This is a genomic window from Geobacillus kaustophilus, from assembly GCF_000948285.1.
Classification (GTDB): Bacteria; Bacillota; Bacilli; order Bacillales; family Anoxybacillaceae; genus Geobacillus; species Geobacillus thermoleovorans_A.
Window position 1 is genome coordinate 3,271,503 of record NZ_JYBP01000003.1, and the last position, 12,443, is coordinate 3,283,945.

The window sequence follows — 12,443 nt, forward strand, 5'->3', positions numbered from 1 at the left end:
TTTTCCCCCTTTCTATCGCTCATTTAATCGTAACTAATACGCGGGTCGATAAATGTATAAATAATGTCAACAATCAGGTTGACTAAGACAAACAACGTAGCAACAAGCAAGACGGAGCCTTGCACCATCGGGAAGTCCCGGGCGGCAATGGCTTGCACCATCAGGCGGCCGACGCCGTTAATGGCAAAAACCTGTTCGGTGATGATCGTGCCGCCGAGCAAAAAACCAAAGTTTAGGCCAATGACAGTAATGACGGGGATCATGGCGTTGCGCAAGGCATGCACCCAAATGACCGTCCGCTCTCTTAAGCCTTTGGCCCGTGCTGTCCGAATAAAGTCGGCTCGGATGACCTCGAGCATCGACGAACGGCTCATTCTCGCAATCATTGCTGCTGACCCGGTCCCAAGCGTAATGGCCGGCAGCACCAGCTGCTTCAACCCTTCTGCCGTATAAAACGGCTGATCCAACCCGCCGACGGGAAGCAACTGCAAGTTGACAGCGAAAATTAAAATGAGCACGGTGCCAAGCCAAAAGTTCGGGATCGAAATGCCTGCCAAAGCAAAGACGGTGCTGGAGACGTCAAACCATGAATTTTGCCGGATGGCAGAAATAATGCCGGCAACGACACCAATGATGACCGCCACAATAATGCTGGCGATGGCTAGCTTAAGCGTGTTCGGAAACCGCGTCATGATCGCGTCCCACACCGGCTGTTTCGTTTGGTACGAATAACCAAGATCACCATGGAGCACCCCGTTTATGTAACGGCCATACTGGACAAGGAACGGGTCGTTAAGCCCTAAATCTTTGCGGATGGCCTCGATGTCTGACTGTGATGCGGTCGGGCCAGCAATGATCGTTGCTGGGTCCCCCGGAGCGATATACATGCTCGTAAAGACGAGGAACGAGATGCCGACCAATAGGAGGATAAGATGAAAAAATCTTCTGACAATCATCCCTACCATCATACTCACTCCTTTCCGTTGTTTATATAAAAGAGAATTTTATATTCATTTGTTAATTAAAATCAAATTGATATTTAACAAAGTTAATTTTTATTTTGTTTTTTATGATTATATAGGAATTCGAATCATTTTTCTACATAATTCTCTAAAAAAATTGAATTTTTTGGCTCTTCACCACAAAGTGTACTTGACAAATAAAGACGATCATGATAGAGAAAATCAAAACAGCGTTTTTCCTTTTAATACCATACGTCTCTTTGAGCAACAAACATTGCTATCATGTTTGTCTTTAAAAGTCAAGTACATCTTTTGGTGATGAACCAATTTTTTATTATGAATAAAAAAAACGCCCCTTTACGGGACGCTTTTTACCGGGCTTCACGGCCCTGCCAGAGGCGGCCGCTACAACTTCAACCCCGTCCGGCTCTTAAAGCGGCGAAGCAAAATATGGCTTTCGACTCTCGTGATGCCTTCTAACGCATACAGCTCATTGTTGATGAATTTTTCGAGGGCGGCAAAATCTTCAACGAGAACGTGCATATGGAGCGTGCTCGGGCCGGTCATTTGGTAGCAGCTCGCCACGTTTGGGTTTTCGGCCAGCTTTTGCGCCACTTCGACCAAATACGCCGGCTCGCAGTCAACCTCGAAAAACGCCGAGACTTGCTTGCCGAATTTCTCTGAATTAATGACGACGGTGAACTTTTCAATGACGCCGTGCTTGACGAGCTGGTTGACCCGTTCGCGGACGGCGACGCGCGAGAGATTCAGTTTTTTGCCGATGTCGACGTATGACATTCGGCCATCTTCAATCAACAGCTCAAGAATTTTGCGGTCGATGTCATCCAATTTCACTGCCTTGTCACCCGCCTAGCATCCATTTTCTATCATTATACCCGCTCCGGCTGCCAGGTTGAAAGCTTTTTCATCCCTCTAGGGCGCAACATGACGATGAAAAAAGGCCCGCCCGTTTGTCTTGGCAAACGGACAGGCCTTTTCGTCGCGTTTTTCGTTTCCTCTTGCTCGACGCTTTGTCGATTACGCTCTTGCCATGCCGATCGACGCATCGGGTGTTTTGTAGGACGAAGCGTCATCATGTTCGCCTTGGTTGTTGTCGCTTGGCGTCGTCGAATGGTCGTCAGCCGGCGCTTGTTCATTCGCCGGGTTTTCGTCTGTCGGCGCTGTTTCGTCGCTTGGCATCAATTCTTTTTCTTTGCTCGTGGCAGCGCGATCCCTTCCTGCGTTGTCTTCCGCTTTGTCAGTCAAAGCAGTCAACGGTTTGTCGACATAATCAATCGGATTCACCGCCCGGCCGTCTTTGCGAATTTCAAAGTGGACGTGGATGCCGGCTTCTTTGTTGAATTCGCTTTGCCCTGCCTTGCCGATCACTTCGCCTTGTTTCACCGTGTCGCCGGCTTCGACTTTCACATCAGCGAGCGATTGATAGACGGTCGTAACCCCTTGTTCATGGTTGATTTCGACAACGTAGCCTAAAATCGGGTCTTTTTCCGCTTTCGTCACCGTTCCGCTTAAGGAAGCGGTGACGTCAAACGTTTTGCCGTCTTGGCGCACAAGATCGATGCCTTGGTTCGGGTGGTACGTATGATCATAAAAGACGAGGGCTGCTTCCTGTTCTGCTTCCGATGCTTTGTCATCGTAGAATAGCGTTTTCACTTGCACCGCATTCGGATCAAGCACCGGCATCGCAATCGTTTCGACCGTTTCATTGACCGGAACAGCTGGATTTTCTTGTTGGGCGGTGCCGTTTTTCGCCACGTTGTCTCTGCCCGTATTCTCCTCTTTGCCCAATTGGAACCAAAGCGCACCAGCGACGATCAATGCGGCAGACGATAAATAGATCGCCGGAAACACCCAACGTTTGCGGAACAGACGCTTCAGCGACGATTGTTTTTGTTCCTCTCTCATGTTCATCACCTCAGCAACCATTTTGAACAGAAAGAGGAAAAGATATACACATCGAAAACAATTTTTTTACTTATTTTTTGACATTCAGCTAGATTTTATACAAAAAATGAGGGGCGTCTCCCTGCCTTTTGCCCCGAAAGTTTGACAGAAAAACCGGGGAGCGAGACCCCCGGCTCATCCATTTTTCGCGGTCAATTTGTTTAAAAACGCCGTCGCCGACGAAATATGGACACCGCGGTAATAATATTTGACGATGTCAGCGTACGTTTTCCCTTCTTTCGCCATAAAGTTGGCTCCGTATTGGCTCATGCCGACGCCATGGCCGTAGCCTTTCGTCGTAATGATGATGTCATCTCCGTTGCGCACCCAAGTGAAATCACTCGACGGCAACCCGAGCCGTTCGCGCACGTCGCGGCCCGTAAACGTCTTGCCGCCAATCTTCACTTCGCCGACGCGGCGGCCGGGAGTGCGCGATACAATGACGCCGACTGAGCCGTCAGCAGGCAATTCGACCCCCAGTCTTCGCTCGAATTCCGCCACTGGCATCGTTTTTCGCTGGTAAAACTTCGGGGATTGTTTGTCCCATGGGCTGGCGACGCTTTTTAAATACGGAAAATCGCTTTGCCAATAGGCTTCCGAATTTTCCGTATAGCCGTTGCTTGTTGAAAAAAACAGCGCCTCGATTGGCTCGTTGTTGTATGTCAAAATTTGTCCTTGCGTGTCCATCACCGCTTTTGTCACTTTTTTCATTTTCCAATCGTAGTCGCTGCCCCATAGTTTTCGCAGTTCGTCATCGCTGTAATAGACTTGATGAGCCACTGTGTCAGTCACATTCGCTCCTTTTGGGAGGCGAAACGGCTGGTTGGCGAGCAATTGCTTCACGATGTACGTTCTTGCCGTCAACGCTTGCGCCTTTAATGCCTCGAGTTCAAATTCGGCCGGCATTTCCGCCGCAACGACGCCGATGACATATTGCTCGAGGGGAATATGTTCGACGCGTTGTTCTTTGCTTCGATAGACCGCCACGTCGATGGACGGCCCTTCGGCTGCCTGCGATCGCTGGACTTGTTCTTGCTTTTGCAGTTGTTCGGCCAATTTGGCCACCTTCCCGTCATAAAATGGAAGAACGAGCGCCGTCGGAATGACGAGGATGGCGACAAACAGCGAGAGAGCGAGCGCCATCACCGGTTTCAGTCGTTTCACCATAGCCGAGCCCCCAATATGCATTTTCCAAGCACAAGCGGACATCGTGAATGAATGCCTGCGTTGGCTTCGGTTCGTTACTATAGTTATGGGCTCGGACAAGTATATATGACAGTTTTCTTTCCAGCCAAAACCTCCATGAGCGCGTTTCGCACCCCGCCTAAAAGGCTGGTGAAAAACAACGGATTCGCTCGGTTTGTGAGAAATCGCAAGGAATGACGCTATGGTGTTGCAAGGTTTTGCCATTGGAGAAACACTGTTGGAGAACAGCATTTCCCCTTAAATCACAAGCCTTCTAAACATGAAGCCGTTGAACTGAACAGGGGCGATGAAACAAGCGGCTTTTCGAAAGCACATGTTTCACTACCGCGGCAACTTGCCGCGCGCGATGCGATCAAGCTTATGGAGAAACTTCATACAGACAGTCTTTCTCTGAGCTTCAAAACAGGCCGTCAGGAACGAACGGTTATTTTTTACCGTCCTTCGACGGTCGCCCGTGTTCCAAGAAAAAAACGACCATTCCCTGCTGAAAGGCAGTTCACGGTCGTTTTTCGCTCTTTATCCGTTCCATTGGATCGTTTGAATTTGGTCGAACTGTTCCGTTTCTTCACGGACGCGTTCAATGTCGGCCCCAAGCGCAGCCAACTTTTCATGGAAGCGGACGTACCCGCGGTCGAGATGACGAAGCTCGGTCACACGCGTGTAGCCGTCCGCCGCGAGTCCAGCCAAAATCAACGCCGCCGCTGCGCGTAAATCGGTGGCCGCCACTTCGGCGCCTTGCAGCTGGCACGGGCCATTGATCATGACGGAACGCCCCTCAATTTTAATATCGGCGTTCATGCGCCGGAATTCCTCCACATGCATGAAGCGGTTTTCAAACACCGTCTCGGTGATCATGCTCGTGCCTTCCGCTTTCAACAAGAGAGCCATCATTTGCGACTGCATGTCGGTCGGAAAGCCCGGGTATGGCATCGTTTTAATGTCGACGGCTTTCAGCTTTTCCGGACCGATGACACGCACGCCGTTTTCCTCTTCAATGACGGTCACGCCCATTTCTTCGAGTTTGGCGATCAGCGAGCCTAAATGTTCCGGAACGGCTCCTTGCACGAGGACATTGCCGCCGGTGATCGCCGCCGCCACCATAAACGTGCCGGCTTCGATGCGGTCCGGAATGACCGTATGCGTTGTGCCGACGAGCTCGTCAACTCCCTCGATTCGAATCGTTCCGGTGCCGGCGCCGCGCACTTTGGCGCCCATCGCGTTCAAAAAGTTCGCCAAATCGACGATTTCCGGCTCTTTGGCGCAGTTTTCGATCACAGTCGTGCCTTCCGCGAGCACGGCGGCCATCATAATGTTTTCCGTCGCCCCGACGCTTGGAAAGTCCAAATAAATTTTGGCGCCGCGGAGCCGTCCGTTCACTTCCGCATCGATAAAGCCATTGCCGACTTTCACAGACGCGCCCATCGCTTCAAATCCTTTTAAATGTTGGTCGATCGGGCGCGAGCCAATGGCACAGCCGCCCGGCAGCGCCACGCGGGCTCGGCCGTTGCGCGCCAACAGCGGCCCCATGACCAACACTGACGCGCGCATTTTTCGCACATATTCAAACGGCGCTTCCACCGTCAACGGACCGGTGGCGTCGACGGTGACCGTCTCGCCGGCAATGTGCACATCGGCGCCTAAATAGCGGAGCACTTCGCTGATTGTATATACATCGGAAAGAGCAGGCACATCATGAATCGTACTTGTTCCTTTCGTGGCCAATAAAGTGGCAGCAATGACAGGCAAAACGGCATTTTTTGCGCCTTCCACTTTGACGGTGCCGCTCAACCGGTTTCCGCCACGGACGATGATCTTTTCCAAGGTATTCCCCTCCGCGTCCAATTTCTCTATATTAGTATTCAATGGTAATGATTGGGGTTCCAGCAACGACGCGCGTCTTGCCGCCCAAACTTTTCCTCAAGGCGAGTTGCAGGTTGATCGGCTGATGATTGGCGGCCGGGAGAACGTTCTTCCACTGCCCAGTATATGCAGACAGGGAAACGAGTGACTCTTCCCGCAGCCACTCGACAGGCGTCGCGTAGAAATCGCGAAGCAATTGAGAGGCTTGGTCGAACAAACCACTTTCCATATTACCACTGAACTCGCCTTCCATACAAGCAAAAAATGTAGGATGGTTCACAAATAGTCCGTTCGTCGTTTTTTCAATGTGCCTTTTTATATCTTTCCAACCAGCTTGGCTCCACGTTGGGCCGGTTGCTTCATAGAGGATATACGTTTGCGGCGTTCCATTTGTGACGGTCATCACGAGCTGGATTTGTTCACGAAAAAAGGAATGTTCGTTCGTGCCGATCGCTTTTTGCCAATGGCTAGTTTGGTGGAACGTCCAGCGAAAGGAGCGGTATGTTTGTTTGAACTCCGCCATTTTTTTGAAAAAGTCCGCATCATTTTCAATATCATGGGCATACTCTCTTGTGTACACGACCCAGCGGCCGAGCGAAGCACCGTGCTGCGCCAATGTGCGTGCCATCATTTCCAACGGTTTGGACCATTCGTTCCCCTGAGCGCCTTCCGTCCGATATTGCCCTGCGGCCAACGACAAGACCGCGGCGACGAGCGCCATCAGCCAACAGATTAGATTTTTTCTCATCTTCGTTCCCTTCCTCTCCTTACTTGTTATTGTTGCCAACGGGCAAGGGAACATACGTCAAAAAAATCGACAACCGCCGATTTTTGAAATCGCTTTCATAAATAAACATCAAATCGGAGGACAAACGGCCGAGAATCCATGGAAGAAGGGGACGGGACGGGGAGCAAAGAGGCAGCGGCAAGAACCGATCGGCCGGACAGAGGGCGGGGCAAGCGGGCAGTTGGAGGGGGAGCCGAAGCGCCACGGCGCCCCGGGCCTTCCTATTCGCGGAACAAATACGGCAAATCGGTCGACCACGCCCAATAGTCGAGGAAAAAGTTCGCCACCGTCGAGCCGATAGCGATCGTCAATAAAATGTACAGCAGACGCCCTTGGACGACGCGGTTCGGCCGAAGCAGCACCTCGAGCCGCACCGCCTGCAGCGTCCACCACGTCACTGCTAGAAACGCTAAGTGGACGATAATCGAAATCAACGCTTGTTGACCAATGACCGGCATCATCAAAGTTCACCTCTTTCCCAAGTATACGTGAAACGGTGCATATGACGCTTCTGTTCATTCCCGAAACGCCGCAAGCAGCCAATGCCGCCAATGGACTAAAAGCGGCGCATGGCAAGCCTTTCGGTCCCGAAACAAAGCATTCCCTTCTTTCCCGAGATCGAAACAGCCTCGCAGCCAAAGCACTCCCGTCTCTCAAAACAAAGCAACCGGCGCATACACCCCATTTTTTCACGCGGCCAGCGGCGCAAAAAAAGAGGAGAGGCTTCCCTCTCCCTTTATTCTACTGTTACGGCAAAAAATCGCCAAAATGTCCAAACTGGGCGAGCACATCGTAAGCCAGCCCCGGCGCCCAGCCGATCGCCAACGTTCCGAGCGCGCAAAGGACGACGGCGGTCGACAGCCCGGCCGGCAGCCGTCTGAGCGGCGCGGTGAACGTCGGACGGAAAAAGAGCTGGACGATCAAATTGAAATAATACACGTACGAGATGACGGTCGTGATGGCCATCACCGCAGCGAGCACGTAATGGCCTGGCTCCGTGACGACAAGGCCGATGAATATATACAGTTTGGCGATAAACCCGGCCGTGCCCGGGATGCCGGCAAGCGAAAGCAAAAACAGCCCGAGCGCCGCAGCCAGCAGCGGGCGGTGGCGGTATAAACCGGCGAGCCCATCCAAATCATCGGAGCCAGTTTCATTGACAATATGGGCGATAATGGCAAACGCCCCAATGTTCATTAACGTATAGACAAGCAAATACATCCAGAGTGAATCGATCATCGCCCACGACATCGCAGCAAACCCGGCGAGCAAGTAGCCGGCGTGGGCGATGCTCGAGTAGGCGAGCAGCCGCTTTAAACTCCGCTGCCGAAGCGCCACGACGCTGCCGATGATCATCGTCAGCCCGGCCAATATGGTGATGACCGGCTGCATCGACAAGAGAAGCGACGACGGCTCGCGCCCTTCAGACGGCGCCGCGGCAAACACCGTCACCAACAAACGGAGAAGAAGAACAAAGCCAGCCGTTTTCGACACGACGGCAAAAAACGCCGTAGCAGGAACAGGCGCTCCTTCGTATACATCCGGCGCCCACATATGGAACGGAACGGTCGCCAACTTAAACGAAACCCCGATCAACAAAAGAAGAAACGCCAACGCGAGCATGTACGTCTCGTTCGACTCTTGCAGCCGGCGCGCGATGTCGCCGAGATTCGTCGTTCCCGTCAAGCCGAACACATAACTCATGCCAAACAGCATGATGGCGGTGGCGATGCCGCCGTTGATGACATATTTGAGCGCCGCCTCATTCGACGAAGGCGCTGTTTTGCGCAAGCCGGCCAAAATATAGGATGACACCGAGAGCAGCTCAATGCTTACAAATAATGCAAGCAAGTCGCCGCTTGACGCCGTCATCATCGCCCCAAGCAGGGCAAACAGCATCATATAGGCAAACTCGCCGCGGTGCGGACTGCCTTCTTTCGGCGCCCATTCGGCCACTAAAAGCAAAGCGAGCGCTCCGCCAGCCAACAAAATGAGCTTGAACGCTTTTGCGAACGCATCGAGCCGAAACGTATCATGCAAAATCGACGCCGGCTCGGCCGGGATCATCGCCGCTGTCGCGATCATGGCGAGCACCGCCGACGCCGCGGCGCCCCAAGCAAGCGGCCGGCGGCTTCGATCACTCGGCAGCGCCAAGTCAATCGCCAACAGCACTATGGCGGCCGCGAGGACGATCCATTCGGGCGCCATCATGCCCCAATCGGATTGCCATACATCGTTCATGTGATCACCCCCCTAGCCCGTTCATCATCGTCTCTACGACGGCCGCAAGCGGCGCGGCCAATAGCTGCGGATAGACGCCGACGGCCACGATCAACGCGACGAGGATGAACGCCGGCGCCGCTTCTTTCCCTCGCAAGTCGACGGCAGCCCGATGCGCCTCGATCTCCCCCGCCGCCGGTCTTGAACCCATGACCGCCTCTTTACGGTCGCGGCCGAATGTGATGTCAAGAACAGCCTTGAGCGAGTAGGCGGCAGCCAAAATCAACCCCAGCGCCCCCACGGCGGCAAGGGCCGGCTTCGTTTGAAACAGCCCGAGAAACGACGTGAATTCACCGACAAATCCCGCCAGCCCCGGCAAACCGAGCAAGGCGAGCGCCGCTGTGAGCAAATACCCCGAAAAGAGCGGCATCGCTTTCGCCAGTCCGCCAAGCCGGTTGATGTCCGTTGTTCCGATTCGATGAGCAAGTACGCCGACAAGCGAAAACGACAAGGCCGAGATGAGCCCGTGAGCGACCGATTGAAAGACCGCTCCTTGAATGCCGGCCTCATTCAACGCGCCGAGGCCGATGAGCACAACCCCCATATGCGACACGCTCGAGTAGGCGAGCACGCGCTTCAGTTCGCGCTGGCGAAGCGCCAACAGCGCGCCGTACAGCACGTTGATGACGCCAAACACCGCAATGGCGCCGGCGAATGCGCGGAACTCGTCCGGAAACAAGCCGACCCCGAAGCGAATCATCCCGTACGCCGCGATTTTCAGCAACACCCCGGCATGAAGCATAACGACCGGCGGCGGCGCTTCGACGTGGACGCGGATGAGCCAGCGGTGGAGCGGAACGGCCGGCAGCTTGACGGCAAACGCCAACAGCAGCCCGCCAAGCAGCCAACGCCGCCCTTCCCCCGTCAGCGGCGCAATCCATTGTCCTTGGGCAACAGGATTATGTAACATCTCATGGAGCAAGGCAAAGTTCGCTGTTCCGGTGCGGGCGATGAGCACCGCGATCACGACAAGCAACAAAGCCGAGCCGAGCCCGTTGTACAACAAGTAGCTGTACGCCGCCCGCTCGCGCTCAAATCCGCCCCACTTGCCGACGAGAAAAAACATGGCGACCAACGTCACCTCTAAAAAGAGGAAAAACCAGACGAAATTGGCGGCGGCAAACACGCCGAGCATGCCGATCTCGAGCGCCAACAGCCAGAGAAAATACCCTTTTTTCTCCGTTTTGACAAGCATCGACGCCAAAGCCGCCAACGTCGCCAACACCGCAGTCAGAACGATAAAGACAAGCGACAGCCCGTCGATGCCGAGCTCATAGCGGATCACATACGCCGCGTCCGTCAAAAATGGCAGGTCAGTAAGCCGCACCCAGTCCTGCGCTTCATCGAGCCGCTCGAGGCGAAACCCGCGTCCAGACTGGATGAAAGCAAACAACGCCAAAATGAGCGGCGGCACGGTGGCAGCTGTTCCGAGCCATTGAATCATTCGTGCATCCGTTTTGCGGACAAACATCAGCAACACGATGCCTAACAGCGGCGAAAAGACGAGCAGCGATAAAAACATCATAGCCAGTACCCCCCTGTTAAGGCGAAAATGACGACCAAAATCGCCAATCCGGCCACCGTCACCGCCCCATACGTCTGCACCTGCCCGTTTTGCCCGCGCGACCCAGCCGAGGCAGCCGCACCGACGATGCCGGCGGCAAGCCGGGCAAGCCCTTCAACGAGGAAGCGGTCGACATACGCCAACAGGCGGCTGATGAATGACACGAGCGCCACAACCGTCAAACGGTAGATGTCATCGATATAGTAGTGGCGGCGCAACAGCTCATCGATATACGGAACGCGCGCGGACAGCCAATCGCGCGGCACGGTCCGCTTCCCGTACATCAGCCAAGCAAGAAGAATCCCGGCAAGCGACAAGGCGGTTGCCATAACGGCGATCCATCCCGGCGCCGCTTCATGATGGTGCGCCCCGTCGGTCAGCCATTCACCAAGAAACGAACCGAACCAAGGGGTTTGAATGTACCCGGAAGCAACCGACAGCACGCCGAGCACAAGCATTGGCGCCACCATCGAAGCCGGCGCTTCATGCGCATCCTCATGATGCCGCGCTTTGCCGGCAAAGACGAGGAAAAAGAGCCGGAATATATAAAACGACGTCAACAGCGCGGCAGCGGCCGCGAGCCAAAAGAGGAGGCGCGGCCCGTTCGTCCAGGCGGCGGCCAAAATTTCATCCTTGCTGAAAAAACCGGCGAATAGCGGAACCCCGCTGATCGACAGCGCCCCAATGAGGAATAGCGGAGCAGTCCATGGGAGCCGCCGCCAAAGCCCGCCCATTTCCTCGATGTTTTGCGTACGGACGGCATGAATGACGCTCCCGGCTGCCAAAAAGAGAAGCGCTTTAAAGAACGCATGCGTCGTCAAATGGAAGATGGCCGCGACATAGCTGCCCGCGCCCAGCGCCAACATCATATAGCCGAGCTGGCTGACCGTCGAATAGGCGAGGACGCGCTTAATGTCCGTCTGCACCAAGCCGATCGTCGCAGCGAAAATGGCCGTCACCCCGCCGATCGTCGCCACGGTCATCATGGCTATACGGCTTGCTTCATACAGCGGAAACAATGCCGCCACAAGATACACCCCAGCCGCCACCATCGTCGCGGCGTGGATGAGCGCCGACACTGGCGTCGGGCCTTCCATCGCGTCCGGAAGCCATGTATGGAGCGGAAATTGCCCCGATTTGCCGATGGCGCCGATGAAAATCGAGATGGCCGCAAGCGTCGTCATCCCCGGCGACAGCGTGCCGTCGCCGACGGCGCGGAAAATGTCATCGTAATCAAAGCTGTGCGTTTGCCAAAAGAGCAGCATCATGCCGATGAAAAAGCCAACATCGCCGATGCGTGTCATGATGAACGCTTTTTTGGCCGCCGCTTTTGCTTCTTCCTTATAGAAGTAAAAACCGATCAGCAAAAACGACCCGAGACCGACGAGCTCCCAAAAGATGTACGCCTGCAGCAAATTCGGCGACAGCACAAGACCGAGCATTGCAAACGTAAACAACCCTAAGTACGCATAAAACGTCGAAAACCGCTCATCTCCAGCCATGTACCCTTGCGAATACACATGAACGAGCCAGCTGACCAGCGCGACGACGACAAGCATCCAAGCGTTTAGCGCGGTGACGGAAATCCCGACCGTCAACGTCACGCTGCCTATCGTCATCCATGTCCAATTCGCCTCATACGTCGACCCGCCGAGACGGTCCGCAAGCACGGCGAGCGCCAAAAGCAAAGATAACAACGTCGCGGCGATGCCGACATAGGCGCTTGCTTGTTTCCATCTCCGTCCGAACAGCAGCAACAGAATGAACGAACCAAGCGGGAACAGCGGCACAACCCAAGCTAGGTTCATCATCGTTCCCA

At 54.3% G+C, this 12,443-nt stretch carries 10 protein-coding genes; all 10 read right to left on the reverse strand.

The window, feature by feature from the left end; translation table 11 throughout:
- Positions 1-23: 23 nt before the first annotated feature.
- Positions 24-965 (reverse strand): nickel ABC transporter permease, encoded by a 942-nt coding sequence (nikB, locus tag LG52_RS16790; RefSeq protein ID WP_044732811.1) that lies wholly within the window; start codon positions 963-965, stop codon positions 24-26.
- A 402-nt stretch (positions 966-1,367) separates the two neighbouring features.
- Complete coding sequence (locus LG52_RS16795) at positions 1,368-1,817, reverse strand: Lrp/AsnC family transcriptional regulator (RefSeq protein ID WP_015376050.1); 450 nt, start codon at positions 1,815-1,817, stop codon at positions 1,368-1,370.
- 183 nt (positions 1,818-2,000) lie between these two features.
- Positions 2,001-2,888, reverse strand: a complete 888-nt coding sequence (locus LG52_RS16800; protein ID WP_044732812.1) for a M23 family metallopeptidase — start codon at positions 2,886-2,888, stop codon at positions 2,001-2,003.
- 174 nt (positions 2,889-3,062) lie between these two features.
- Positions 3,063-4,094: a stage II sporulation protein D gene (gene spoIID, locus LG52_RS16805; protein WP_044732813.1), complete on the reverse strand. Its 1,032-nt coding sequence runs from the start codon at positions 4,092-4,094 to the stop codon at positions 3,063-3,065.
- Between the two features lie 555 nt (positions 4,095-4,649).
- Entirely contained in the window at positions 4,650-5,954 is a 1,305-nt protein-coding gene (gene murA / locus LG52_RS16810) for a UDP-N-acetylglucosamine 1-carboxyvinyltransferase (RefSeq protein WP_044732814.1), read from the reverse strand.
- Positions 5,955-5,985: 31 nt separating this feature from the next.
- A complete protein-coding gene (locus LG52_RS16815) occupies positions 5,986-6,741 on the reverse strand; it encodes a YwmB family TATA-box binding protein (protein WP_044732815.1) in 756 nt (251 codons plus the stop codon).
- 260 nt (positions 6,742-7,001) lie between these two features.
- Positions 7,002-7,241, reverse strand: coding sequence for a DUF1146 family protein (locus LG52_RS16820; RefSeq protein ID WP_011232810.1), 240 nt, complete (start codon positions 7,239-7,241; stop codon positions 7,002-7,004).
- 286 nt (positions 7,242-7,527) lie between these two features.
- Positions 7,528-9,021: an NADH-quinone oxidoreductase subunit NuoN gene (nuoN, locus tag LG52_RS16825; protein ID WP_044732816.1), complete on the reverse strand. Its 1,494-nt coding sequence runs from the start codon at positions 9,019-9,021 to the stop codon at positions 7,528-7,530.
- 4 nt (positions 9,022-9,025) lie between these two features.
- A complete protein-coding gene (locus LG52_RS16830) occupies positions 9,026-10,585 on the reverse strand; it encodes an NADH-quinone oxidoreductase subunit M (protein WP_044732817.1) in 1,560 nt (519 codons plus the stop codon).
- Positions 10,582-12,435, reverse strand: a complete 1,854-nt coding sequence (gene nuoL / locus LG52_RS16835) for an NADH-quinone oxidoreductase subunit L (protein ID WP_044732818.1) — start codon at positions 12,433-12,435, stop codon at positions 10,582-10,584. Before nuoL ends, LG52_RS16830 begins: the two co-directional genes overlap by 4 nt.
- Positions 12,436-12,443: the final 8 nt, after the last annotated feature.

Excerpts from the sequence above, each read along its gene's own strand:
- nikB (WP_044732811.1), bottom strand. The coding sequence starts at position 965 with ATGGTAGGGATGATTGTCAGAAGATTTTTTCATCTTATCCTCCTATTG.
- LG52_RS16800 (WP_044732812.1), bottom strand. The coding sequence starts at position 2,888 with ATGAGAGAGGAACAAAAACAATCGTCGCTGAAGCGTCTGTTCCGCAAA.
- spoIID (WP_044732813.1), bottom strand. The coding sequence starts at position 4,094 with ATGGTGAAACGACTGAAACCGGTGATGGCGCTCGCTCTCTCGCTGTTT.
- LG52_RS16815 (WP_044732815.1), bottom strand. The coding sequence starts at position 6,741 with ATGAGAAAAAATCTAATCTGTTGGCTGATGGCGCTCGTCGCCGCGGTC.
- LG52_RS16820 (WP_011232810.1), bottom strand. The coding sequence starts at position 7,241 with ATGATGCCGGTCATTGGTCAACAAGCGTTGATTTCGATTATCGTCCAC.
- nuoN (WP_044732816.1), bottom strand. The coding sequence starts at position 9,021 with ATGAACGATGTATGGCAATCCGATTGGGGCATGATGGCGCCCGAATGG.
- LG52_RS16830 (WP_044732817.1), bottom strand. The coding sequence starts at position 10,585 with ATGATGTTTTTATCGCTGCTCGTCTTTTCGCCGCTGTTAGGCATCGTG.
- nuoL (WP_044732818.1), bottom strand. The coding sequence starts at position 12,435 with ATGATGAACCTAGCTTGGGTTGTGCCGCTGTTCCCGCTTGGTTCGTTC.